At 65.1% G+C, this 24,148-nt stretch carries 24 protein-coding genes, 1 other RNA gene and 1 riboswitch; of the genes, 8 read left to right on the top strand and 17 right to left on the bottom strand.

What is annotated here, in order from left to right; translation table 11 throughout:
* Nucleotides 1-1,218, bottom strand: a 1,218-nt coding sequence (locus ACKAE7_RS08760; RefSeq protein ID WP_408978956.1) for a S8 family serine peptidase, incomplete at its 3' end; no start/stop codon positions are given.
* Between the two features lie 514 nt (nucleotides 1,219-1,732).
* Between ACKAE7_RS08760 and ftsE the strand changes: the two genes are divergently transcribed.
* The 6 genes from ftsE to ACKAE7_RS08730 all read left to right on the top strand — a co-directional run bounded on the left by ftsE (nucleotide 1,733) and on the right by ACKAE7_RS08730 (nucleotide 7,074).
* Nucleotides 1,733-2,512, top strand: a complete 780-nt coding sequence (ftsE, locus tag ACKAE7_RS08755; RefSeq protein WP_408978955.1) for a cell division ATP-binding protein FtsE — start codon at nucleotides 1,733-1,735, stop codon at nucleotides 2,510-2,512.
* A complete protein-coding gene (ftsX, locus tag ACKAE7_RS08750) occupies nucleotides 2,509-3,423 on the top strand; it encodes a permease-like cell division protein FtsX (protein WP_104184959.1) in 915 nt (304 codons plus the stop codon). Before ftsE ends, ftsX begins: the two co-directional genes overlap by 4 nt.
* A gap of 26 nt (nucleotides 3,424-3,449) precedes the next feature.
* Entirely contained in the window at nucleotides 3,450-4,898 is a 1,449-nt protein-coding gene (locus ACKAE7_RS08745) for a peptidoglycan DD-metalloendopeptidase family protein (protein WP_190610053.1), read from the top strand.
* A gap of 84 nt (nucleotides 4,899-4,982) precedes the next feature.
* The gene (gene smpB, locus ACKAE7_RS08740; RefSeq protein ID WP_050054575.1) at nucleotides 4,983-5,456 is read left to right on the top strand and encodes an SsrA-binding protein SmpB; all 474 of its coding nucleotides are present in this window, start codon (nucleotides 4,983-4,985) and stop codon (nucleotides 5,454-5,456) included.
* A gap of 73 nt (nucleotides 5,457-5,529) precedes the next feature.
* Nucleotides 5,530-5,898: a transfer-messenger RNA gene (gene ssrA / locus ACKAE7_RS08735) on the top strand.
* 192 nt (nucleotides 5,899-6,090) lie between these two features.
* On the top strand, nucleotides 6,091-7,074 hold the full coding sequence (locus ACKAE7_RS08730; RefSeq protein WP_191034615.1) for a trypsin-like peptidase domain-containing protein: 984 nt from the start codon (nucleotides 6,091-6,093) through the stop codon (nucleotides 7,072-7,074).
* A gap of 2 nt (nucleotides 7,075-7,076) precedes the next feature.
* On the opposite strand, the gene ACKAE7_RS08725 is transcribed toward ACKAE7_RS08730, so the two are convergent.
* The 11 genes from ACKAE7_RS08725 to ACKAE7_RS08675 all read right to left on the bottom strand — a co-directional run bounded on the left by ACKAE7_RS08725 (nucleotide 7,077) and on the right by ACKAE7_RS08675 (nucleotide 15,876).
* Complete coding sequence (locus tag ACKAE7_RS08725) at nucleotides 7,077-7,211, bottom strand: hypothetical protein (protein ID WP_268238372.1); 135 nt, start codon at nucleotides 7,209-7,211, stop codon at nucleotides 7,077-7,079.
* A gap of 94 nt (nucleotides 7,212-7,305) precedes the next feature.
* Nucleotides 7,306-7,674 (bottom strand): hypothetical protein, encoded by a 369-nt coding sequence (locus ACKAE7_RS08720; protein ID WP_104184956.1) that lies wholly within the window; start codon nucleotides 7,672-7,674, stop codon nucleotides 7,306-7,308.
* Nucleotides 7,675-7,727: 53 nt separating this feature from the next.
* Nucleotides 7,728-8,147 carry a CrcB family protein gene (locus ACKAE7_RS08715; protein WP_191034614.1) on the bottom strand — a complete coding sequence of 140 codons (420 nt, stop codon included), beginning with the start codon at nucleotides 8,145-8,147 and terminating at the stop codon, nucleotides 7,728-7,730.
* Nucleotides 8,144-8,572 carry a fluoride efflux transporter FluC gene (locus ACKAE7_RS08710; protein ID WP_408978954.1) on the bottom strand — a complete coding sequence of 143 codons (429 nt, stop codon included), beginning with the start codon at nucleotides 8,570-8,572 and terminating at the stop codon, nucleotides 8,144-8,146. Before ACKAE7_RS08710 ends, ACKAE7_RS08715 begins: the two co-directional genes overlap by 4 nt.
* Nucleotides 8,569-9,309, bottom strand: coding sequence for a metal-dependent transcriptional regulator (locus tag ACKAE7_RS08705; protein ID WP_188811815.1), 741 nt, complete (start codon nucleotides 9,307-9,309; stop codon nucleotides 8,569-8,571). The genes ACKAE7_RS08710 and ACKAE7_RS08705 overlap by 4 nt, the downstream gene beginning before the upstream one ends.
* 49 nt (nucleotides 9,310-9,358) lie before the next feature.
* The gene (locus ACKAE7_RS08700; protein WP_191034612.1) at nucleotides 9,359-10,117 is read right to left on the bottom strand and encodes a methyltransferase domain-containing protein; all 759 of its coding nucleotides are present in this window, start codon (nucleotides 10,115-10,117) and stop codon (nucleotides 9,359-9,361) included.
* A gap of 91 nt (nucleotides 10,118-10,208) precedes the next feature.
* Complete coding sequence (locus ACKAE7_RS08695; RefSeq protein ID WP_191034611.1) at nucleotides 10,209-11,666, bottom strand: aminotransferase class V-fold PLP-dependent enzyme; 1,458 nt, start codon at nucleotides 11,664-11,666, stop codon at nucleotides 10,209-10,211.
* A 34-nt stretch (nucleotides 11,667-11,700) separates the two neighbouring features.
* A riboswitch (SAM riboswitch) is annotated at nucleotides 11,701-11,814 on the bottom strand.
* Between the two features lie 159 nt (nucleotides 11,815-11,973).
* Nucleotides 11,974-12,786 carry a histidinol-phosphatase gene (gene hisN / locus ACKAE7_RS08690; RefSeq protein WP_066277197.1) on the bottom strand — a complete coding sequence of 271 codons (813 nt, stop codon included), beginning with the start codon at nucleotides 12,784-12,786 and terminating at the stop codon, nucleotides 11,974-11,976.
* Between the two features lie 47 nt (nucleotides 12,787-12,833).
* The gene (locus tag ACKAE7_RS08685) at nucleotides 12,834-13,949 is read right to left on the bottom strand and encodes a ribosome small subunit-dependent GTPase A (protein WP_188811819.1); all 1,116 of its coding nucleotides are present in this window, start codon (nucleotides 13,947-13,949) and stop codon (nucleotides 12,834-12,836) included.
* The gene (gene aroA, locus ACKAE7_RS08680) at nucleotides 13,939-15,321 is read right to left on the bottom strand and encodes a 3-phosphoshikimate 1-carboxyvinyltransferase (protein ID WP_191034610.1); all 1,383 of its coding nucleotides are present in this window, start codon (nucleotides 15,319-15,321) and stop codon (nucleotides 13,939-13,941) included. Before aroA ends, ACKAE7_RS08685 begins: the two co-directional genes overlap by 11 nt.
* A 6-nt stretch (nucleotides 15,322-15,327) precedes the next feature.
* Entirely contained in the window at nucleotides 15,328-15,876 is a 549-nt protein-coding gene (locus tag ACKAE7_RS08675) for a DoxX family protein (protein WP_104184949.1), read from the bottom strand.
* A gap of 349 nt (nucleotides 15,877-16,225) precedes the next feature.
* On the opposite strand from ACKAE7_RS08675, the gene ACKAE7_RS08670 reads away from it, so the two are divergent.
* Both ACKAE7_RS08670 and rsrA read left to right on the top strand, forming a co-directional pair.
* Entirely contained in the window at nucleotides 16,226-16,990 is a 765-nt protein-coding gene (locus ACKAE7_RS08670) for a sigma-70 family RNA polymerase sigma factor (protein WP_188811821.1), read from the top strand.
* On the top strand, nucleotides 16,987-17,247 hold the full coding sequence (gene rsrA / locus ACKAE7_RS08665; protein ID WP_191034609.1) for a mycothiol system anti-sigma-R factor: 261 nt from the start codon (nucleotides 16,987-16,989) through the stop codon (nucleotides 17,245-17,247). Before ACKAE7_RS08670 ends, rsrA begins: the two co-directional genes overlap by 4 nt.
* Before the next feature lie 89 nt (nucleotides 17,248-17,336).
* Here the strand turns inward: rsrA and ACKAE7_RS08660 are convergent, their stop codons facing one another.
* The 5 genes from ACKAE7_RS08660 to ACKAE7_RS08640 all read right to left on the bottom strand — a co-directional run bounded on the left by ACKAE7_RS08660 (nucleotide 17,337) and on the right by ACKAE7_RS08640 (nucleotide 23,631).
* A complete protein-coding gene (locus tag ACKAE7_RS08660; protein WP_369299106.1) occupies nucleotides 17,337-17,411 on the bottom strand; it encodes a 50S ribosomal protein bL37 in 75 nt (24 codons plus the stop codon).
* Between the two features lie 123 nt (nucleotides 17,412-17,534).
* Nucleotides 17,535-18,146 carry a PadR family transcriptional regulator gene (locus tag ACKAE7_RS08655; RefSeq protein WP_104184947.1) on the bottom strand — a complete coding sequence of 204 codons (612 nt, stop codon included), beginning with the start codon at nucleotides 18,144-18,146 and terminating at the stop codon, nucleotides 17,535-17,537.
* Nucleotides 18,146-18,973 (bottom strand): DUF4097 family beta strand repeat-containing protein, encoded by an 828-nt coding sequence (locus ACKAE7_RS08650; protein ID WP_191034608.1) that lies wholly within the window; start codon nucleotides 18,971-18,973, stop codon nucleotides 18,146-18,148. Before ACKAE7_RS08650 ends, ACKAE7_RS08655 begins: the two co-directional genes overlap by 1 nt.
* Before the next feature lie 85 nt (nucleotides 18,974-19,058).
* Nucleotides 19,059-19,658: a GDSL-type esterase/lipase family protein gene (locus ACKAE7_RS08645; protein WP_408978958.1), complete on the bottom strand. Its 600-nt coding sequence runs from the start codon at nucleotides 19,656-19,658 to the stop codon at nucleotides 19,059-19,061.
* 190 nt (nucleotides 19,659-19,848) lie between these two features.
* Nucleotides 19,849-23,631, bottom strand: coding sequence for a multifunctional oxoglutarate decarboxylase/oxoglutarate dehydrogenase thiamine pyrophosphate-binding subunit/dihydrolipoyllysine-residue succinyltransferase subunit (locus ACKAE7_RS08640; RefSeq protein WP_408978953.1), 3,783 nt, complete (start codon nucleotides 23,629-23,631; stop codon nucleotides 19,849-19,851).
* Nucleotides 23,632-24,148: the final 517 nt, after the last annotated feature.

Genomic DNA, 24,148 nt, shown 5'->3' with positions numbered 1-24,148 from the left:
GGCGAGGGTTGGACGGTAGGTCTTAGTGCCGTTGGGTTCGGTCCAGCCGTTGCTGATCCCGTTGCCAGCGAGCCACGCTATCTCCTTGTAGAACACGTGATCGGGGGCCACGTCTGTGAAGGGCGACGCTGTAACCGGCGCCGAGGCCTTTGCCGGCCGCATATGCAGCAGTCGGTTTGGCGTGTTAGCCCCTGACCTTGCAATGACCCCTGTCACAGCTGCGGAGACTATAGTCTCGGATACCTGGGCAGGCGTCAGGAGGGGGTCCTGGGCCAGCAGGAGCACCGCGGCCCCAGCTACGTGGGGTGCCGCCATTGAAGTCCCGCTCGCCGACGCGGTCGCGGTTGTCGACGTGTGCCAAGCGGAACTGATTCCGACGCCCGGGGCGTACAAATCCACACAAACTCCGTAGTTTGAGAAGGAAGCCTGCCGGTCTGAAGAATCGCTGGCCGCGACACTGAGGGCAGCGGGAAGCCGCGCAGGAGAGCTGTTGCAGGCATCTATGGCAGAGTTTCCGGCAGCCACCACTGCGGCGACGCCGTCGTTGATGACGTTCTGGACAGCGACATCGAGCATTTTGCTGGTCGGGCCGCCCAGGCTGAGGTTGACTACGGCAGGGCTCCCGTCACGGTGGTCGGTGGCAACCCAGTCGAGCCCGGCTATTACATCTGAGTAGTAGCCCGAACCGTTACAGTCCAATACCCGGACTGGAACGAGCACCGCAGACTTGGCCACCCCGTGGATTTGCCCGCCGACGGTTGCAGCGACATGCGTGCCATGACCGTTGCAGTCGGTGGTTCCACGTCCGTCATTCAGTGCTGTCCAACCGGAAGTCACACGCCCGCCGAAATCTGAGTGGGATGCAAGGATCCCCGTGTCCACAACGTAGGCTCTGACACCTGACTGGCTGGAGGAGAAAGTAGTATAGGAGCCGGACAGGGGAAGGTTTTGCTGGTCCAACCTGTCCAATCCCCATGGAGCTGGTTGCTGGGTTTCGGAAATATTCACCCGTGCATCGATCTCCACGGCAGCGACCCTTTCTGAGCGGGCCAACGCCTCCGCTTGCCGCTCCGTTGCCTTGATTGCTGCACCGCGAAGTACTTTCCCAAACTTGTGGCTGACACCGATTCCCTTGGACTCCAGTGCGAGCACTTCCCGCGGGACGTCCACACCCGGTGCGAACTCAACCAGGTACCGTCCGGGCTCTTTCGCCGCCACAGGGCGTTCTGCTGCCGCCGTTATTTCCCCAGCTGCCGTCACCGGAGCTGAGATCAGCATGACGACTGAGACCAGGAGGACGACAAGGGCGCCGCGCCCCGGAAAAGCGAAATACATGTTTATTCCTCATGAAACTTGGGCGGGTGCTGAAAATGCACCGCTCGCCTTCGAATCTGAGCTTAGGGGGCGTCCCGTGCCCTCCAGACGAACCTCAGGATATTCTGTGGGGAATTTGTGGAACCTCGGCAAAAGCAAGCAAAGCAATCGGTTTTGGGCCGCATTCCCGCTCACGTAGCCACAGGACGGCCATTTGCCGGCACAGCGAAAAATAGGCCCCACAGCGGGGCCAGGCACACGGATCCGGCGACACGCCCCCTGAAACCGGTGTGATACGCGGGCACTCCTGCGTATAGTCGAGGGGCCGGGGCCCTACTTCCCCCACACGAAACCCGCGCACCGGCTGCAGAACTGGGCTGCATCAGAATCAGCCATGCCCTGCAGGGTACTTAGGGCCATGATCCGATTCGAAAATGTCACCAAGGTCTACGACCAGAAAGCGCGGCCCGCGCTGGACGCTGTCAACCTTGAGATTGACCGCGGCGAATTCGCCTTCCTGGTCGGTGCATCCGGCTCCGGCAAATCCACCTTCCTCCGGCTCGTCCTCAAGGAGGACCGGGCAACATCCGGTGCCGTCTACGTCGCCGGGCAGAATGTGGCCAAGATCTCCAGCTGGCGCGTGCCACGGCTCCGCCGCGGAATTGGCGTCGTCTTCCAGGATTTCCGGCTCCTGCCCCAGAAGAACGTCTTCGCAAACGTCGCCTTCGCCATGCAGGTCATCGGCAAAAGCCGCAGCGTCATCCGCGATACCGTCCCCGAGGTCCTCAAGACGGTGGGCCTCGAAGGCAAGGAACACCGCATGCCGCACGAGCTCTCCGGTGGCGAACAGCAGCGCGTGGCCATCGCCCGCGCCGTCGTCAACCGTCCAGGGATCCTGCTCGCCGACGAGCCCACCGGAAACCTCGACCCCACCACCTCAATGGGCATCATGGGCATCCTGGACAAGATCAACCAAAACGGGACCACCGTGGTCATGGCAACACACGACGACGACATCGTCAATGAAATGCGTAAACGCGTGGTGGAACTCAAGAGCGGCGTCGTCATCCGTGACGAGGCAAGGGCGCTCTACACCTCGATGATTCCGGTTGTAGGCCAGTCCCGCAGGCTCAAGGACGCCAGCGGGCGGGACGCCCCCGAAACTGGGGTTCCCGGCGAAGGCGAGGGGCAGCGATGAGGCTCGCGTTTATCCTCGGTGAGATCGGCAGCGGACTCCGCCGCAACCTCTCCATGGTGGTCTCGGTCATCCTGGTCACCTTCGTCTCGCTCACCTTCGTGGGTGCAGCAGGCATGCTGCAGATGCAGATCAACCAGATGAAGGGCTATTGGTACGACAAAGTCCAGGTGGCCATCTTCCTTTGCAGTGAAGGCTCGACGGCGGCAGGTTGCGCCAGCGGGCCGGTCACCGCCGAACAGCAGGCCAGCCTCAATACACTGCTGGAGTCTCCCGCCGTGGCGCAATACGTTAACGACTTCCAGTTCGAGTCCAAGGAGGAGGCCTACAACCACTTCAAGGACCAGTTCTCCAATTCGCCCATCGTGGACTCGGTGACCCCCGACCAGCTGCCGGCGTCCTTCCGGATCAACATGAAGGATCCGGAAAAGTACCAGATCATCAGCGAGACCTTTTCCTCCCAGCCCGGCGTTGAGACGGTCATTGACCAGCGCCAGCTGCTCGAACGCCTGTTCTCGGTGATGAACGGCGCCTCCCTGGTGGCAGTCAGCATCGCCGGCGTCATGATTGTCTGCGCAATCCTGCTGATCGCCACCACCATCAGGCTCTCGGCGTTCAGCCGCCGCCGCGAAACGGGGATCATGAGGCTGGTAGGTGCGTCCAAGACAGTGATCCAGCTGCCGTTCATCCTCGAGGGCGTCATCGCCGCGGTGATCGGCGCCGCCCTGGCCTCGGCAACGCTCTGGGCCGTGGCACACTTCTTCCTCGGAGAATTCATGTCCCAGCAGTATCCCGACACTGCCTTCATATCCTCCGGCCAGACGCTGATCCTGATTCCCGCACTGCTAATCCTTGGTGCATCCTTGGCTGGAATTTCGTCTCTCTTGACCTTACGCCGATACCTTCGCGTCTAGGTATGCAAATAAATCGAGGAATGCCCATGAATGCACCGGACAAGAACGCTTCCCGCTCCCGGCGAAACGGCGCGCGCAGTGCGGCGCCCCGCACCAGCCTGCTCAGTGGTGTGCTGGCTGTTGTCCTCGCCGCAGGGCTGGCATCGTCAACGCCGGCGGCCTTCGCTGACGAGCTTGAGGACCGGCAGAAAGCCCTTGAGGCCGAGGCCTCACGCGTCCAGCAGTCCCTGGAATTCGTCGATTCGCGCATCGCCAAGGCAGCCGGCGACCTGGTGATCTACCAGGGCCAACTTCCCGGGGCACAGCAGGCGCTCCTTGAAGCGCAGGGCCGTGTGGCCGGTGCCGTCAAGGAAGTCGAGGCGCTCTCCGCCCGCGTGGACATGGCACAGCAGAACAAGGCCAAAATCACGCAGCAACTCGAATCTGACAAGCAGAAGATCGCCGACACCAAGAAGCTGATCGGTCAGATTGCAACACAGGCCTACAAATCCGGCGGCGTACCCTCCAACCTTTCCCTTTTCTTTGGGTCCAACAACGGCGGCAGCCTGACCGAAACCATGGACCTGGCGGACCAGGCCATGCGGAGCCAAAACGCTGCCATGGACAAACTGTCGCAGCAGAGCGCCACCAACGTGAACTCTGAAGCGCGCCTCCAGGCGGTCGAGGCCGAGATCAAGGACCTGAAAGCCAAAGCGGATGCAGCCCTTGAGCGGGAAAAAGCCGCCCGCGATGAAGCGGCAGCGAAGAAGGAACAGGTCGATAAACTGATCGCCGACACCACCCGCCTGGACGCGGAGCTGCAGGCTGCCAAGCCCGGCATCCAGTCCCAGCTGGCAGGCGTCCAGGCGAGCCAGAATGCGGTGGCAGCCGAGATCCAGGAACGCGACCGCAGACTGCGGGAAGCCTGGGAAGCAGAGCAGCGCAGGAAGGCAGAAGCAGCTGCGGCAGCAGCGGCTGCAGCCGCCGCAGCCGAAGCCGCAGCCAGGAACCAGCCGCCCCCGCCAGCGCCCCCGGCACAGTCGTTCATGCCGCCAGTCGGGTCGCCGTCGGCATTTGGCCTCCGGCATCCCTTTGACGGCAGCGTTCCCATCACGTCCGGATTCGGATGGCGGGCCACCCCGCCGGGCACCATCGACTTCTACGGCCAAGGTGGGTACATGCACACCGGGCTGGACTTTGGCGCGGCCTGTGGCACACCCGTCTATGCGGCGGCAGCCGGGGAAGTATTCAGCTCCGGCTGGAACTCTGGTGACGGAGGCGGCTGGCGGGTGAAGATCTCCCACGGCCTCATCGAAGGCAATACCCTGAACACCATCTACTACCACAACGCCAGCATCGTGGTCTCCAACGGCCAGCGGGTCTCGCAGGGACAGCTGATCGCCTACTCCGGCAACACGGGCAACTCCACAGGCTGCCACGCCCACTTCGAAACCTGGCTGAACGGCAACCCGGTGGACCCAATGAGGCTGCTGTAGCACCGTCTTCACCCTGCCGTACACTGGTATGACTCCGCGCCGGTTGGCCCGGAGGACAACCGAACTGACCTGAGGAGCTTTCCCTTGCCTAAAGAAAGTGGCCGTAAAGTGGTGGCCACCAACCGCAAGGCCCGGCACGACTACCACGTGCTGGATACCTACGAGGCTGGAATCGCGCTCATGGGCACCGAAGTTAAATCCCTGCGCGAGGGCCACGCCTCCATGGTGGACGGCTTCTGCACCTTCTATAACGACGAGCTGTGGATGGAAGCCATCCACATCCCTGAGTACAACCAGGGAAGCTGGACCAACCATGCAGCCCGCCGGCGCCGCAAGCTCCTGCTGCACCGTGAGGAACTCATCAAGATCTCCCACAAGGTGCGCGAATCGGGCTATACCATCGTCCCGCTGCAGCTCTACTTTGTGGACGGCCGCGCCAAGGTGGAAATCGGTGTGGCCCGCGGCAAGCGCGAGTACGACAAGCGGCAGACCCTGCGCGAGCAGCAGGACAACCGCGAGGCGCAGCGTGAGATGCGGGAGCGCAACCGGCGCCGCTAGGAATGTTTTGACGCGGACGTGCGTTATGATGAATAGTCCGGTGGGCCAGCCTGCCGGTTTGATAAAAGAATATGGGGATGATCGGTTTCGACGATGTTAGTCGCGACAGGTGAAGCGGGCCGAGGATGCAGAATTATCTCGTAAACGCTGTCTGCAAACCAATAAGTGCCGAATCTAAGCGCACTGACTTCGCTCTTGCTGCCTAAGCAGTAAGACAGTCCGTCAGCCCGAGGTTGCTATCGCCCCGGATCCTGGCGTCATTTAGATAGCCACTGCTGTCCACCTCCGTCATCGGGGTGAACGGGACTCTTAGATGACTGGGCCCGGATCAGCCAGCTGTTTGCAGCATGGCTGGGGCCGAGAAAATCCGACGCAAACTGCGCCCGGAGAAGCCCTGACAACACGACATCGGACGGGGGTTCAATTCCCCCCATCTCCACATTTTGACAATGCCGCAAGGTACAACGAAAGGCCCGGACACCCCGTCCGGGTCTTTCGTTGCTTAAAAGCTGTTCACCGATGGCGTAGCGGTTCCGGGACTAGCGGCGGCCGTCCTTGGGTTGTCCCCTATAGGATCCGGCGTTGCAGTCCCCGGTCGAGCGCCGGAGGCGGTCGGAGCCGCCAGGAGGTACCCATGGACCGGATGCCCGGCGCCACTCCGGGGGAGTACGACGACGATGCCTTGGACTCGTACTCCCGAACGGTCATGCGCGTGGCTGAGATGGTGACGCCGTACGTTGCAGCCATCGAAATGACCAGCGCCCGACGGAACGGACGGTTCCGGGTGGGGGCAGGCTCGGCCGTCCTCTTTACCGAGGACGGTTATCTCCTCACGAATTCCCACGTCGTGGCCGGCACGCACAAAGGCCATGCTGCGTTCGCGGACGGCAGCCGGACTGATCTCGAACTCGTGGGGGCTGATCCGTTGTCGGATCTTGCCGTGGTCCGCGGGAAAGCGCCGAAAGCCACTCCTGCCCGGTTCGGCGACGCCGAGACCTTGCGTGTGGGACAGCTGGTGATCGCAGTCGGGAATCCGCTCGGGCTGGCGGGGTCGGTCACGGCCGGAGTGGTCAGCGGCCTGGGCCGTTCCATCCCGGTCTGGGCAGGCGGCAACCGGAGGGTGATCGAGGATGTCATCCAGACCGATGCGGCCCTCAACCCAGGCAGTTCCGGCGGCGCGCTGGCGGACGCGCATGGCCGGATCGTCGGCATCAACACGGCAGTGGCAGGCGCCGGTCTGGGACTCGCCGTTCCCATCAACACAACAACACGGCGCATCATCTCAGCCTTGTTGGGAGACGGGCGGGTCAGGAGGGCATACCTGGGCGTGGTCAGCACGCCGATCCGGCTGAACGCCAGCGCAGTGATCAGGACGGGCCAGCGGGACGGGCTCAGGGTGGTGGAGGTTCTGGCCGGGTCACCCGCAGACCGCGCGGGCCTGGAGGCCGGCGACGTCATCCTGACCGCCGGAAGCCGCGCCGTCAGCAACGCCGAGAGCCTGCAGAAGCTGCTGTTCGCCGATGCGATCGGACAGCCACTGCAGATCAGGGTGCTGAGGCGCGGCAGGGAAGAGGACCTCGTTGCCGTCCCCGAAGAAATGCAGGCAAACGGGCAGTAGGACTACCGGCGCTTCTTCAAATGCGCGACCGCGTCCTGGTCAGCCTCAGGGTGCTTGGACTTCTTCTCGGCGCGTTTTTCCTTGATGGTCTTGACCGGCTTCTTTGCCAGGTTCTGGTGGGGTGTTTTGTCCGGCATGGTGCGTGCTCCTTATAGCAGGGGACGGGCTGCGTCCCTCCTCGTAAGCTACGCCCTTTCGGCCCCGAATGTAATGGCCTGGCAGTGCGGGAAATCAGTCCGGGACAGGCACGTCTGCGATGCCCACAAAACGTGTCCCCACGCCGTCGAACTCGCTGCGGACGAACCCCGGGCGGACCGCAGGCACCTCGTCCGGGCGGTGGTGGCCGCAGATCACGTAGGTAAAGTCCGGCCACCACTTCTTGGGGCGGGCCGCCTCCTCGTAGCCGCAGACCGCGCATTCGAGGTGGACCCAGACCGGGCGCTTGCCCGTGCGGTTGGCACGGGACTGGACCAGCCAGGGCGGAGGGTTGTCCAGGATCTCGCCCAGCTGGGCCTCGGTCAGCCATTTTGGAAGGCCGTGGCGCTGTGCCATCTCCATGGGTACATCAAGGGCAATGGCCGCGTCGCGTCTGCTAATCATCACCATCCACGATACGGGAGCCCCCCAAATCAGGGCCCCCGGGGCCGCGCTTCCTACACCGTAGATACCAGGGCGATCCCCGCCGCCGCCGCAGCCAGGCCCAGGACCAGGTTGGCGGCAACGTTCACCGCAGCCGACCCGAGGCGTTCCTCGCTCAGCAGCCGCACCGTGGCCGTGGTCCAGGAGCTGAAGGTGGTGAGCCCGCCGGCTAAGCCTGTCGCCAGCCCCGCCTGCCACTCCGCGCCCAGCCCCAGTCCCGCACTTAGACCGTGCGCAGCGCCGATTATGAAGCACCCCGCCACGTTCACCAGCAGTGTGGCCCAGGGCCAGTGCAGCCTCACGGAGGTCCGGGCCCCATGGCCGCCGGCACGCACAGTCTGCCGGGAGCTGTGATGGGCGAACCAGCTGTCAATGCCGAAGCGGAGGAGGGCGCCTGCCACCCCGAAAAATCCCACCAGGACCGCGGCTATCATTGACCGCTCCCGGACGGTCGGCCAACAAGCTTTCCAGTCCGCCACCCAAGGCCCGCCGCAGCCAGCCCCAGCACCACCGAAAGCGCCAGATATGCAGTCCACATTCCGTGCTGACCCGCCCGCACCAGCTGGTCCAGGGAAAAGACCACGGCTGAGAACGTGGTGAAGGAGCCCAAGAGACCTGGCCCCAGCCCTGCCCGCAACCAGAAGGGGGTGCGCGGGCGGGCCATCCAGATGGTGGTCAGGGCGGCCAGGACAAAGCTGCCCGCCACGTTGACGCTAAGGGTGGTCCAGGGAATGGATCCGGAGACTTCCGGAAAGGCCAGCCCCAGGACGTACCGGAGTTCTGTCCCCGCCAGGCCCCCTGCGGCAACGGCCAGCCAGGCGCCTGCCCTGGGTGCCCACGATGTCTTCGGCCCGCTCATGCCCCGGGCGAGCTGGGGGGAAATCCGGCGTCCGCGAGAAGGCAGCCTGGGTGGGGGCGGTCGCTGTGGACCCACAGCGCCGACGTGATCTCATCGGCCAGGTCGTAGTCGCGCGTACGGCCTGAGTCCCGGACACGCACCACCAGGGCGCCTCCGAACGGCCTGCGGCCCACCACCTCCACTTCGGCGTCGAGGTCTATCTCTTCGGCCGCAAGGTAGCGGAGCAGGTCCGGGTTGTCATCGCTGATCCGGGTGATGCGGCCCGTGTGGCCCTGGTCCAGCTCTCCCATGAGGTGCGCTCGGGGCATAAAGACCTGGCCGTCCGCCGTGGGGATCGGATCGCCGTGCGGATCCCGCTGCGGGTTGCCCAGTTTCGCCGCAACGCGTTCTATGAACGTGTCCGAGACGGCGTGCTCCAGAAGCTCGGCTTCGTCGTGGACCTCGTCCCAGCTGTACCCAAGCTGCTGAACAAGGTAGGTCTCTATGAGGCGGTGGCGCCGCACCATGGCGAGGGCAAGCTGCAGGCCGGACGCCGTGAGCCTGATGGCACTGTACGGCTTGTGGTCCACCAGGCCCTGGTCCTTCAGCTTCCGGACCATCTCCGAAACGGAGGAATTGGCCACCCCCAGGCGCTGTGCCAGCTGGGAGGAGGTGATGGGTTTGTCCTGCCACTCAGTGAAGGAATAGATGACCTTGACGTAGTCCTCTATGGAGGAGGAGGGAGCACTGGTCTTCACAGGATCCAGCCTACCGGCTGCCCTTGGCCGCACGTGGACTGGAGGGCGCTCATGCCCGGACCGCCCGCCATGCGAGCGTCAGGTACGGCAGTTTCAATTCTTCGTCCGGCCCGTGGCCCAAGTGGTCGTGAAGGTACCAGTCCAGGTTGGCCAGCACTTTCGCCCGGGTGGCCTCGCCGGCGCGCAGGTAGTAGCTCCGGGATTTTGTCAGCTCCATGAGGTCTGCGGTTGTCACGGAGTCCTGCCAGCGCGTGAGGTGGTCCTCCAGCGCCTCGAACTCGGGTCCTATGAGCGGGCGGTGGCCGGGTTTGTAGACATCCCCGGCATGCATGATCCTGGAGAGCCGGTGAACCCAGGGGACGGACGTGTCCAGCTGGTTCCAGACCAGTCCCAGCGTTCCGTGGGGGCGGAGGACGCGGGCCAGTTCGGTGCTGGCCCTCAGGGCATCGCACCAGTGCCACGCCTGCGCTACGGTGACGACGTCGAAAGCCGCGTCAGGCAGGCCGGTCGCCTCTGCGGTGCCAAGGACAGCCGTGGCGGCGGGGCAGTGCTCAGCCAACTGCCCGAGCATGTCCGCTGACGGGTCCACGGCCGTGACGGACAGACCGAGGTCGAGCAGCAGTTCGGTGAATTTCCCGGTACCGGCGCCCACGTCGAGCGCATTGCGTGCCCCTGGAGGCACCAGCCAGCGCGCTGATTCGCCAGGGTAGCCGGGCCGCACCTGCTGGTAGTGCCTGCCGCCGTCCTGGAAGCTCTGGCCGAGCTCCCGGCGCCGGCCGTGATCCAGCCGTGGGCCACCCCGTGCCACGCGCGGCCTCCTTCATCCGGTTTTTTGGTGTCCTCCGAATTTACCGCATCAGCCGCAGCGGCAGGGCACCAGCCGGCAGGCCAGCCCCGGGTCAGTCGTCGATGCAGGGCGCGGCTCCGGCCGTTCCCGGTGTGTTGGGCGCCCAGTGGGGGTACGTGCGGTTGTCATGGGCCGGAACCCAGCGGCCCGCGTCCACCACATAGTCCCAGCCAAGGCCCTTGGTCCGCAGGTCCCGGATGCCGGTCAGCAGACGCTCGGCATCCTCCAGCCTTGAACCGACGCCGAAGCTGGCCCGAAGGGAACCGGAAGGAAGGCCCAGCCGCTTCAGCAGCGGGTGCGCGCAGAAGCGGCCGTCGCGCAGGCCCACTCCATGTTCTGCCGACAGGTAGGCGGCCACCAGGCCGGCGTCGTAGCCTTCCACGGAAAAGTTGACCACGCCGATGGTGTCGGTGTCCGGGTTCGTGTCCTTGAAGATCTGGTGGACGGTGACGCCGTCGATCTCCTGTAGGCCTTCCACCAGGAAGGAGCGGATGGCTGATTCGTGGGCATGCCAGCGGTCCTGGTCCAGTTCCGCGATGACCTGCGTGGCGCGGGCCAGGGTCGCCGCACCCAGCACGTTCGGTGATCCGCCCTCGTGGCGGGCCGGGCCGGTTGCCCAGCTGACGCCGTCGAGCCTGGCTTCCTTGACGGCGCCGCCGCCGGCAAGGTGCGGTGTTCCGGCGTCGAGCCAGTCCGGCCGGCCCACCAGCACGCCGGCACCAAAAGGTGCGTAGAGCTTGTGGCCCGAGAAGGCTACGTAGTCGACGTTGTCCGCGGTGATGTCGATCCGCCGGTGTGGGGCCAGTTGGGCCGCGTCCACCGCGATCCTTGCCCCGTGCTCGTGCGCCAGCGCGGCAAGGGCACGGATGGGAAGGATTTCGCCCGTGACGTTGGAAGCTCCGGTCACGGCGAGCAGGCTGACGCCGCCCTGCTGCAGTTCCGCACGGACGGTGTCAATCGTTTCCGCAATGGTGTCCGCTGCCACGATGCTGCGGTGGGGGACACCCTGCCACGGCAGGAGGTTGGCGTGGTGCTCAATGTCGAGGTAAAGGACGTCGCCGTCGGGCCGTCCGTCGGTGACAGGCAGGCATCCCGCCAGCAGGTTGAGGGAGTCAGTGGTGTTCCGGGTGAAGATCACCGAATCGTCCGGGCGGCCGCCCACGAAGTCGCGGACGATGGCGCGGGCGTTCTCATAGACCGAGGTGCTGATCTGGGACGCGTAGCCGGCACCGCGGTGGACGCTGGCGTAGAAGGGCAGGATCTCGTTGAGGTAGGCCGACACCACCGAGAGGGCGGGGGCCGATGCGCCATAGTCCAGGTTGGCGTACCGGACGTGGCCGCCGTGGATCAGCGGGGCCTGGATTTCGGCGCCGCTGACCGCGGCGAGCGGACGGCCGGCGGCGGTGCGGCGCTGGTTAAAGAGCTCCGGTGAACCCGGCAGGGCGGCTGCCTGATGCTGGACAGCGGCTTGGGGGGAGGCGGCTTCGGGGGAGACGGTGGCAGTTGTCACAGAGACCTCACTTCACAACAGGACTCCATGCAGGAATCCGCGCTTGCCGCATCCGTTCCGGACCGGCCTGGTCGTCACCCGGGGCACCCCACCGCGAATGGAGGGTTGCCGGCCAGCAAACCGGGGTTTTGCGCTGGCACTCGTGACCTGGTTAAGAGCGTAAGACATGGGCAGCGAAGGTTAAAAGCCCGCGGAAATGTTAAGGGCTTTGTTACGTACGGTTGAAAAGAGGCACCTGAACCGAAGAACACGACGGCGGACGCCTCCTTTCGGGGGCGCCCGCCGTCGATTATTCGTGCTGCCGGGACTAGAGGAGGTCGTCCAGGTTCGGGTTAAGCCGGCGCAGCACCTCGGAGTGCAGGATGGAATTGGTGGCCAGGGCGTTCCCGCCGAACGGACCGTCCTCGCCCTCCAGCGAGGTGAAGCGGCCACCCGCCTCCACCACGATGGGCACCAGTGCGGCCATGTCGTAGAGGTTCAGTTCGGGCTCGCAGGCGATGTCCACCGAACCTTCGGCCACCATGCAGTAGGACCAGAAGTCACCAAACGCCCGGGTCCGCCACACGTCCTCGGTAAGGCCCAGGAATTCATTAAGGTTTCCGCGTTCCTTCCAGCCGCCCAGGCTCGAATAGGAAAGGGAAGCATCGGACAGGCTGGACACATTGGACACCCGGAGGCGGGTGGCCGCGGCAAGGGAACGCCCCATGTAGGCTCCCATGCCCTTGGCGGCCCACCAGCGCTTGCCCAGGGCGGGAGCGCTGACCACGCCCACCACCGGCTCGCCCTCATCCACCAGAGCGATCAGGGTGGCCCAGACAGGAACGCCCCGGACGAAGTTCTTGGTGCCGTCAATGGGGTCGATAATCCACCGCCGCGACCCGTGGCCTGTGCTGCCGAACTCCTCGCCGAGTACGGCATCGCGTGGACGGGACCGGGAGAGCTGGCCGCGGATGGCCTCCTCGGCTGCCTTGTCCGCATCGGTGACGGGCGTCAGGTCCGGCTTGGTCTCAATGTGGAGGTCCTGGGCCTTGAAGCGGCTCATGGTCTGGTCATCCACGGAATCGGCCAGGACGTGGGCCAGGCGCAGGTCATCGTTGTAGCTCGAAGCGGGTTGGATCATGGTTCCAAACTACCGTCTGCGCGCCGTTCTGCCGGGAAGCGGGCCCGTCAGGTGACGCTTCCCAGTTCCTTTGCCTCCTGGGCTTCCAGCCGCGGGTCCGTGCCGAGGAGGCGCCGAAGGGAGCCAAGCCTTGCTGCTCCGGTGGGGCCGGCGTGCCCCGCGCCCACCCATGCGTCCAGTCCGCAGTTCACCGCAGTGGCGGTGTGCTTGCACCCTCGCTCGCAGTCGTCGATGCCGGGGGAGAGGTCCGGGAACGAGCGGAGGATGCGGTCCGGGTCCACGTGCGCCAGGCCGAACGAGCGGATGCCGGGGGTGTCGATGATCCAGCTTCCGGATGGCGCATCCGCCAGCTTCAGCGCAAGGGCCGACGACGACGTGTGCCGGCCGCGGCCCGTCACGGCGTTCACTCCGCCGGTGGCCCGTTCCGCCCCGGTCAGCGCATTGACCATCGTTGACTTTCCAACGCCTGAGTGTCCCAGCATCACGGTGACCTTGCCGTCCAGGTAGCCCCGCATCTCGGCGACGGCCGAGCTGTCCAGCCGGGCGGACAGGCCGTCGTCGGAACGGGCGTCAATGCCCGAGGCCGCGGAATCGGCCGTCCGGCTGATGATCACGGGAAAGTCCAGGTGGGTGTAGGTGGACAGCAATTCCGCCGGATCTTTGACGTCCGCCTTGGTGACCAGCAGGATCGGTTCGATGCCGGCGTCGTAGGCGGCCACAAGGGCTCGGTCGATGAAGCCGGTCCGCGGCTCGGGGTTCGCTGCTGCCACCACGATCACCAGCTGGTCGGCATTGGCCACCACTGCCCGTTCCACAGGGTCCGTGTCGTCCGCGCTGCGCCGCAGCAGGGTCTTGCGGTCCTGGATCTTCACCAGCCGTGCCAGGGTGTCCGGCTCCCCGGAGACGTCGCCGACCAGAGAGACAAAATCTCCTGCGACCACCGGGTTCCGGCGGAGTTCCCTGGCCCGGGCGGCAATGACTACCCGCTCCTTGCCGGAGTCTTCTCCCACCACTGCGGTGTACCGGCCCCGGTCAACGGTGATGATGCGTCCCGTGACGGCGTCATCATGGCTTGGCCTGTCCTTGGTGCGGGGCCGGGAGCCCTTCTTGCTGGGCCGGATCCGGACGTCCGATTCATCCCAGGAATCAGTGCTACGCGCCACCGCTGGAACCTTCCGACGCCGCTGCGGCGGGGCCATTCTGCGCCAGCATGTCTGCCCACAGCCGGGGGAAATCCGGCATGGTCTTGGCGGTGGTGCCGATGTCCTCCACCTGGACGCCCTCCACGGCGAGGCCGAGTATGGCTCCCGCGGTGGCCATGCGGTGGTCGGCATAGCTGTGCACGACGCCGGCATGCAGCTGTGCGGGACGGATCACCAGGCCGTCGCTGGTTTCCTCAGCGTCGCCGCCAAGTCGGTTGATCTCCGTGACCAGGGCGGCGAGGCGGTCCGTCTCGTGGCCCCGCAGGTGCGCGATGCCGGTCAGCCGGGAGGGGCCGGCAGCCAATGCACACAGGGCGGCCACGGTGGGCGCGAGTTCGCTGGTGTCGGCGAAGTCTCCGCCCTTGATGCGGGGGCCCCCGGTGACCGTGAGGACGCCGTCGTCCAGTGTTACCTCGGCGCCCATCGTGGCGAGGATGCTGCGCCAGAGGTCACCGACCTGCTGCGTTTCGTCCGGCCAGCCGGGGATCCGCACGGTTCCGCGGGAGGCCAGCGCGGCGGCGAGGAAGGGACCGGCGTTGGACAGGTCCTGCTCGATCCGCTGGTCGAAGGCGCGGATGGGGCCGGGGCTGACCACCCAGTGGTTGGGCACCGAGTCATCAACGGCAACCCCGGCGCCGCGAAGGACTGCCACGGTCATGTTGATGTGGTCGAGGCTCGGCACCGGCTTGCCCACGTGTTCGAGGTGCAGGCCCTCGGTGAACCTTGCGCCCACCAGGAGCAGCGCCGAAACGAACTGGGACGACGCGCTGGCATCGATGACTAGGTGGCCGCCGCGGACCTCACCTGTGCCTTCCACAACGAACGGCAGTGACGACGGCGTCCCGCCCCCCTCTGCGGAAACGGCCACTCCCAGCGCAGTGAGCGCCTCGATGATGGTTCCCATCGGCCGTTTGCGGGCATGGGGGTCGCCGTCGAACACGCTTTCGCCGTTCCGCAGCGCGGCCAGCGGAGGAACGAACCGCATGACCGTACCCGCGAGCCCGCAGTCGATCCTTGTGAGGGGAGACACAGCATCCGGGTCCAGCGGAACCACTTCCAGGTCGGGCCCGAAGGCACCGTCCCCGGGAACCTCCGTGATGGTGGCGCCCAACTGCCGGAGCGCCTCGATCATGAGGGCTGAGTCCCTCGAATGCAGGGGTGCCCGCAGGCGGGACGGCCCATCGGCCAAAGCGGCAAGAACCAGGTACCTGTTGGTCAGGGACTTCGAACCGGGCACGGTGACGGTGGCATCGACGGGCCGGGAGGCGAAGGGCGCGGGCCAGTGGGGAAGGGGCGTTCCGGAGTCATCCCGGACGGCGGCTGCTGCGGTCATGCGTTGTTAGGCCCCCGTGGCCTGTTCCACAGCGCGCCGCACAACCTTGTCCGCCTTGTGGAGCTTCTTGTTGGTGGTCTTCCGGGCGTCGGCCGCCAGGTGCGAGGCGTTCTTGCGTGCATCCGCGGCCAGGTGTTCCGCTCGCCAGGCCAGGCCCGGCTTGCCGGCTGTGTCAACGGATGCCAGCAGGGCGCCGCCGCTCAGGGACAGGTTCTTGAGAAGCTGGTTACGGCGGTTTTCCCGCCCTTCCTTGGTGCTGATGTCCGCACTGCGCCACTCAACAAAGGTGTTCAGCAGGGAGATCACCGTGAGCAGCGTGGCCGAGAGCCTGGAGAATTTGCCCAGTCCGAAAAGCACGCCGGCTCCCACCTGCGTTCCGCCGATAACGCGGGCCAGGGTTTTCTCGTCCGACTTGAAGGGCAGGGACGCGGCAGCCTTGCGAAGCAGCGGCGAAAGCTGCTGCGCGGTGTCATCGGCATTCTTGAGCTTATCCACTCCGGCAATGACGAAACTGGAGGCCAGCATGGGGCGGGCGAGCGTGCGGAAAAAGGACATGGATTTCCTCCTGGATGGACGAACCGCATCGAAAGCGGCGGAGTCCGTTCTAGTCTTGCACTTTTGGGGAATATTTGCCGAAGGCATGAGGTTATTCATGACGCATCCGGGAATGCTCTGCCGCAGGGAAACCCTGGGCTACATCTGGGCCTGCCGGCAGGCACAGATCGACGGATGCAGATTTCCAGATGCAGATACAGGGATGGACAAGCAGAGCGGAGTTGTGCCCTTGGCGCGGGTGTTGGACGGAATTGAAACAGCAGGCCCGGTGGCGATGGACTCATTCGAGGCTGAACCGCTGAGCTATGGCTCGCCGCGGGCGCGCAGCCTCCCAGTAGACTTGAAGGCAATGAGCACCCTGGATCCGGCCGTCGCGGCCATGTATGAGGCTTCCGACAGTGAAGCGAAGAGCAGCGCAGCAGCAGGGCATGAGGCTGCGGACTCGGCTGTGGTCCCGGCGCCTGCCGAAACCGGCGGGGACCTGGTGGATGTTTCCACTGAGTCGGTGGAACAGCGCCGCCTGAGGTTCGAACGCGATGCGATGCAGTACGTCGATCAGCTGTACTCGGCTGCCATGCGCATGGCGAGGAATCCGTCTGACGCCGAGGACCTTGTCCAGGAGGCCTATACCAAGGCCTTCTCTGCTTTCCACCAGTACCGGCCCGGGACCAACCTCAAGGCCTGGCTGTACCGCATCCTGACGAATACCTACATCAATCTGTACCGAAAGCGGCAGCGTGAGCCGCTCCAGTCCAACTCGGACACCATCGAGGACTGGCAGTTGGCGCGGGCCGAGTCACACACCTCCAGCGGACTCCGTTCCGCCGAGGCAGAGGCGTTGGACCACCTTCCGGATTCCGACGTCAAAAGGGCGCTCCAGGACATCCCCGAGGAATTCCGCCTTGCGGTCTACTTCGCGGATGTGGAGGGGTTCGCCTACAAGGAAATTTCAGAAATCATGAACACGCCCATCGGCACGGTGATGTCCCGGCTCCACCGTGGCCGGAGGATGCTGCGGGACATGCTGGGGGAGTACGCCGCGGAGCGCGGGTTCAAGACGGCCGCTACTTCACAGGACGCGGCAGAAAGCACACAACAGGAGAGCAGGAAATGAGCGACTGCCAGGGATTGGGCGACTGCGACGACAGCCGGATGCAACGCATCTACGAGTACCTCGACGGTGCCCTGACCCGTGAGGACATCACGGAGATCAAAAACCACCTTGATGACTGCCCGGAATGCACGGAGCAGTACGACCTTGAGTGCGTGATTCGCAACATGGTTAAACGCTCCTGCAGCGAAGCTGCTCCGGAGAACCTGAAGAACGCCATTCTTGACCGGATCCACACCATCCGGCCAGTGGACGCCTAGGACCGCCCCGCCCCAGCTGATAACAAAGGACCCCGGAAGCCATGTGGCTTCCGGGGTCCTTCGTTTGAACCGTAGTTCCTGGCATGTGCCTAGGTGTTGGGGCGCTTCCCGTGGTTCGCGCCGCCACGCTTACGGTCACGACGCTTGCGTGCACGCTTGCTCATAGCTGGCCTCCTTAATGTTGGTACTCAAAAGAGCTGCCCTCAAGTCTCCCACATCACGGGGCGGCCCGCGAACCAGGAACAGCCGGATGACCTGCGCATTGACGGCGGTGCGGCGCCTGGGGGTTAGGAGTTCAGCGAGTTGCGGATGGAGATGCCGGCCTGCTCCAGCACGGTCCTCAGCGTTTCCAGTGCCAGGGGACTGAGCGGTTGCCTGCCGGCCTGCAGCCGCAGCTCCGCCCTAAGGTCGTCCCGGAACTGCTGGAGCATCATTTCGGCTTCCTTGAGGGACCGCTGGCTTTCGGCCGGAAGCCGTCCGGGGACCCTGAAGTCCGTGGACAGTGCGCTGGCACGGGCTGCCTCGGCGGTGGCGGCAAGATCCGCACGCAGGCCCCTCATGTTGCTGCGGATGTCCTCGCGCAGGTTGTCAGCCAGCCGCCGGACAGAGGCTGAAATGTCGCTCTCCACCCCTGCCAGCTCGTCGCGGCGGCGGTTAAGCTCGGCCAGCCCGGCGGCGGTGATGTGGTAATTCGTGCGGCGGCCGGCTGATTCGGTGGCCACCAGGCCTTCCTCCTCGAGTTTGCCCAGCCGCGGGTAGATGGTGCCGGCGCTGGGGGAGTATGTTCCGCCGAACCGCTCCTTGAGCGCCTTGATGAGCTCATAGCCGTGTTTTGGCCCGGACTCAAGCAGCGCCAGGAGATACAGCCGGAGCGCGCCGTGGGCAAAGACCGGTGCCATTACGTGCCTGCTTCTGCGTTTCCTGCCACGGTCCTGTGGAAGATGGAGGTCTTTCCGGACACTGAGTTGGTCCGCACCAGCATCAGCTGGCCGTCAGGGCCCGCAATGGTCTCCACCTTGCCCCCCACTACCGTGTACCGCTGGTCTCCGATCACCACCGCGCCGCTGGCGGACTTGGCGATGATGTCCACGCCTACGTCGTGGGGCAGCCGGATGGTGAGGTCTCCCGAGACCGAGTTGGCTCCGAAATCGTGGGTGAAGCCCTGGAGGTCGAAACTCATGTCCCCGCTGACCGTGTTCGCCCGGATGTTGGTGAGGCGGCCGGATGCCGTCACTTCACCGGAGACGCTCTTGGCTGTCAGGACCCCGGTGTGGTTGCGGATGGAGACTTCTCCGCTGACAGTCTGGACGTGCAGTTCCCCGCTTGTGCTGTCCGCCATGACCGAACCGGAGACCGTGCTGAGGCGGGTGTTCGCGGCTATGCCGGACACCAGCCCATCGCCGCTGACGGTGCCGGCCTCAACGCTGACGTGGGCGGGGACGGCAATGCTGATGACGGCCGAGTTTTCGCTGTTGTGGTTGACCGTTCCCATGAGGTTCTTGAACCAGCCCTGGGGGCCGTGCAGTTGGTGGCGGACCTCCAGCCTTCCGCCGCTCAGTGAGACAGCCACCGGATCGCCGTGCACATCCGAGATCTCTACCCGGGTGACGGGTTCCTGGTGCGTGACGACGTCGAACCGTCCCTGCACCATGCCAAGTTTCAGGGACGTCACGCCGTCGACGTCGATGGTCTCCGGACTGGTGACAGTCCACTCTTGATCGGTCATGGGCCCTCCAGGCGATATATCGTGTTGACCTTCCCCAACGTACCCCCGCCGTAGGGGGCAGGTCAAGATATATCGCGAACCGGCGTTACTCCGGAGCGTCCAGGCCGAGCCACTGGAACCAGCCACGGTGCAGCACCAGCCACGCCATCAGCCCGTAGCCGGCCTGGCCGGGCGTGCCGCCCTGGGCTGCCAGATCCTGGCGCCACTGTTCGTGGTTCAGGAGCGGGGAGAAGGTGTCCACGTACAGGTGCTTGCGCCGGGTGGTGACATCGGCGAAGGCGGTGTTGAGTTCGTCAAGGCGCCTGTTCTGCGCGGGGTCCAGGGTGGGCGGCGGGCCCACGACGAAGACTTCGATGCGGTTCTGGGACGCCGAATCCAGGATGTTGGCCAGGTTGAGCCGGCTGCGGGCAGTGGAGAGCCCGAACTGTATGTCGCGTCCGGAGAGCCCGATCACCAGACGGTTCTCTGCTTTGTCGCTGAAGCGCCGGCCGGCCTCTTCGAGCCAGCGTGCGGCGAGGCCTTCCGTTCCTTCCTCCGGGCAGGGGAGGGCGTAGCTTTCGAGGAGCATGCTGTCCCGGGGAGTGCGGGCCAATACGCGGCCCAGCCAGCCGAGGGCCCGGGGGTCACCCAGTCCGGCCAGCAGTTCATCTCCTACAGCTGCAATCCGCAGCTTCCTGTCTTCCACGCGTTCCTCTTTACGTTGGTGCCTTGCCGCCGCCACCGTGGACCTGGTTCCGGCCACGGGGTTGGGCTGTGCATGCGATTGGGGCTTTTCATCCGGCGCTGTGTATTTCCACCAGCGCCGTGGACTCCATTAAACAGAACCGCCCGGCCGGAGTCTGGGATTTCGACGTCCGGCCGGGCAGCCTTAGTGCTTACTTCCGTGCAAATGCCTGCTTCAGGAGGACATCCTGTTCCGCGGCGTGCCGTTTCATGGACCCGGCGGCAGTGGATGCCGACGCCGGTCGCGAAACCAGCCGGACGGAGCGCTCCAGGGCACCCGGCAGGTTCAGGCCAATAAACGGCCACGGCCCCTGGTTGGCGGGCTCATCCTGCGCCCACACAACTTCCGCGTTCGGGTACTTGGCGAGTTCCTGTGCGATTTCCTCGTGCGGCAGCGGGTAGAGCTGCTCCACGCGGATGATCGCGGTGGTCTTGTCGTCCGTCTTCTGCCGGGTGGACAGGAGATCGTAGTACAGGCGGCCGGAGACCAGGAGGACGCGTTCGACGGCGTCTCCCGCCAGCTGCTCGTGTTCGCCGATGACGGGGCGGAACGTACCGGTGGTGAAATCCGCCACCGATGATGCGGCAGCCTTGAGGCGCAGCAGCTGCTTGGGCGTGAAGATGATCAGCGGCTTGCGTGGCCGGTTGTAGGCCTGGCGGCGCAGCAGGTGGAAATGCGAGGCCGCGGTGGTGGGGTTGGCCACGATCATGTTCTCTTCGGCGCACAGCTGCAGGAACCGCTCGATCCTTGCGGAGGAGTGGTCCGGACCCTGGCCCTCGTAGCCGTGGGGCAGCATCAGGACCAGCGAGGAGCGCTGTCCCCACTTCTGCTCCGCGGAGGAGATGAACTCGTCAATGATGGTCTGTGCACCGTTGACGAAGTCGCCGAACTGCGCCTCCCACAGGACCAGCGCATCCGGCCGCTCAACGGAGTAGCCGTACTCGAAGCCCATGGCCGCGTATTCCGAAAGCAGGGAGTCATAGATCCACAGCTTCGCCTGGTCGTCGGAAAGGTTGCCGAGGGGCAGCCATTCCTTGCCGTTGGCGCGGTCGTGGAACACGGCGTGCCGCTGCACGAAGGTGCCGCGGCGGGAGTCCTGTCCGGCCAGGCGTACGGGGACCCCTTCCATGATCAGTGAACCGAAGGCTGCGATTTCCCCGAATCCCCAGTCGATGCCGCCCTCGCGGGACATCTGCTCGCGCTTCTCGAGCAGCTGCTTCAGCTTCGCGTGGACCGTGAAGCCCTCCGGGATTTCCACGTGGGCCTTGCCGATACGCGCCAGGGTGTCTGCGGGAATGGCCGTCGAAACCGGCGCGGTGGTACCGGAGTCGGACTGCTGGGAGATGGGACGCTCGATGTCCGAGACGGCGGCAGTGTCTGCCGTGACGATCGGGATCGGGGACGTCTGGGCCGCGTGGGTTTCGGCGAAGACGCGTTCCAGACGCTCCTGGTAGTCGCGGAGCAGCTGCTCGGCTTCTTCCTCGGTGATGTCGCCACGGCCGATCAGGGACTCGGTGTAGAGCTTGCGGACGGAGCGCTTGGCCTCAATGAGGTTGTACATCAGCGGCTGGGTCATCGAGGGGTCGTCGCCCTCGTTGTGCCCGCGGCGGCGGTAGCAGACCATGTCGATGACGACGTCCTTGTGGAACCGCTGGCGGAACTCGTAGGCGAGCTGCCCGATGCGGACCACGGCCTCGGGATCGTCGCCGTTCACGTGGAACACAGGGGCCTGGATCATCTTGGCGACGTCCGTGGAGTATGTGGACGAGCGGGATGATGACGGGGCCGTGGTGAAACCCACCTGGTTGTTGACAACCACGTGGATGGTTCCGCCGGTGCGGTAGCCGCGGAGCTGGGACAGGTTGAGCGTTTCGGCAACCACGCCCTGGCCTGCAAAGGCGGCATCGCCATGGACCATGATGGGCAGGACGGGGAAGGATTCGCCCTGGTCCAGCCGGTCCTGCTTGGCGCGGACAATGCCCTCAAGGACGGGGTCCACTGCTTCGAGGTGGGAGGGGTTGGCGGCGAGGTAGACCTTGGTTTCCTTGCCGTTGTCCGAGGTGAAGGTCCCCTCGGTGCCCAGGTGGTACTTGACGTCTCCGGAGCCCTGCACGGAGCGCGGGTCCTGGGTGCCTTCGAATTCGCGGAAGACCTGGGCGTAGGTCTTGCCGGCGATGTTGGTGAGCACGTTCAGGCGGCCGCGGTGGGCCATGCCGATGGCTACTTCGTCCAGGCCGTCGTCGGCGGCGTCGGACATGATGGCGTCAAGCAGCGGAATCAGGGATTCTCCGCCCTCCAGGGAGAAGCGCTTCTGGCCGACGAACTTGGTCTGCAGGAAGGTCTCGAAGGCCTCGGCGGCGTTCAGCTTGGAGACGATGCGGAGCTGCTCTTCACGGCTGGGCTTGGAGTAGGGGTGTTCCAGCTGGTCCTGGAACCACTTGCGCTCTTCCGGTTCCTGGATGTGCATGTATTCGATGCCGGTGGTGCGGCAGTAGGCATCGCGCAGGACGCCCAGGATGTCGCGGAACTTGAGCATGGGCTTGCCGCCGAAGCCGCCGGTGGGCCATTCGCGGTCCAGGTCCCACAGCGTCAGGCCGTAGGTCAGGATGTCGAGGTCCGGGTGCTTGCGCTGGACGTATTCAAGGGGATCGGTGTCGGCCATCAGGTGGCCACGGACCCGGTACGAGTGGATCAGCTGCTGGATCCGCGCCACCTTGTTGATCTGGTCAGCCGGATCAACCTGCTTGTCGGCGCTCCAGCGCACGGGCTCGTACGGGATGCGGAGGGACTCGAAGATCTCGTCGTAGAAGTTCTGCGCACCCAGCAGCAGCTGGTGGACAAGCTTGAGGAACTCGCCGCTGCCGGCACCCTGGATCACGCGGTGATCGTAGGTGGAGGTCAGGGTGAGGACCTTGCTGATCGCGTTCTGGGCGATGATCTTTTCGCTGGCGCCCTGGAATTCCGCGGGGTAGTCGAGGGCGCCGACGCCGATGATGGCAGCCTGGCCCTTGGATAGGCGGGGTACCGAGTGGACGGTGCCGATGCCGCCGGGGTTGGTCAGCGACACGGTGGTGCCCTGGTGGTCCTCAGCCGTCAGCTTGCCGTTGCGGGCGCGCTTGATGAGGTCCTCGTAGGTGTGCCAGAACTCGGAGAAGTTGAGGGTTTCGGCCTTCTTGATGTTCGGGACCATGAGCAGGCGGGTGCCGTCCGGCTTCGGCATGTCGATGGCAATGCCGAAGTTGACGTGGGCCGGCTGGACGGCAACGGGCTTGCCGTCCACTTCGTCGTAGTACACGTTCATGGAAGGGAACTGGGAGAGCGCGCGGATCACCGCGTAGCCGATGAGGTGCGTGAAGGAAACCTTGCCGCCGCGGGCGCGGGCCAGGTTCGAGTTGATGACCACGCGGTTGTCGATCAGCAGCTTGGCCGGGATGGCGCGGACGCTGGTGGCCGTGGGCACCTGGAGGCTGGTGACCATGTTGGTGGCGATTGCCTTTGCCGGTCCGCGGAGGACGGAGACGACGTCTTCCTCAGGAGCGGTGGGTGCCTTGACGTTCTTGGGCAGCTGCGCCGGGATGGGCTGGGAGCCGGTTCCGGCCTCGGTCTTCTTGCCGCCGTCGCGGGCAACCGTGGCGGGGGCCTTCTTTGCCGGTGCGGGCGCGGACGCCGGAGGGGCGGACGGCACCGGCGGGACGGCTGGTGCTGCTGCCGGCGACGGTGCCGGGGCTGCATTTACTGACGGCATTTCCCGGGTAGCGGGGTGGGCCGAATTTCCATTGGAAGAAGAACTGCCCGACCCGAACGATTCAAACAGCGGCCACCACTTGGCATCCACGGCGTTCTTGTCCTGCTGGTACTGCTCGTACAGTTCGTCAACGAGCCACTCGTTTCCGCCAAATTCCTCTGGTAGACGGTGGCTAGGCTGCTCTGGCACTTGAAATACGCCTCTTCCATGAGTTTGATTTCTCCCCGGCCCCACGGTGCTTCAGCAACACGTTCGAACCGATTTCTGCGTCCTCTGAACCCAGACCTTTGCAAGTCTAGTGAGCATCGTGTGTTAACTGCCAATAAGGGTGACCCAAATCATGAAGTGACGCGGGGATCGCGGAATATGGCGGGAAACTGCGTCATCAACGGTGCGTTGCGCGGCGCCGGAATGTCCGCCCGCGAAGCGCCCGGCGGGCGGCAGCGCGGGTGAAGCGGGCGCAGGTGCCTCCTGTAGACTGAAGCTCTTATGGACAGTAAATCTAGGTGCCGGCCTGGGGGCTGTCAGCGGAGCATGAAGAGCAGCGCCGCGCAGTCCACCCGCAGAGCCGGCAAACCCCGAACACGAGCCCATCACCCGCCGGCAGCGCAGCCGGCCAGAGCCCCCGGGGAACTGGCGCCGGTTACCGCCGACCATCCTCCGCCGGGAAGACCTCCCAGACTCCGCATTTCCCCTTCTTTTGCCA

The organism is Pseudarthrobacter sp. NKDBFgelt (genome assembly GCF_046097905.1).
Lineage (GTDB): Bacteria > Actinomycetota > Actinomycetes > Actinomycetales > Micrococcaceae > Arthrobacter > Arthrobacter polychromogenes.
Note: the sequence above shows the minus strand (reverse complement) of the source record. Positions and strands in the feature narration are given on the sequence as shown.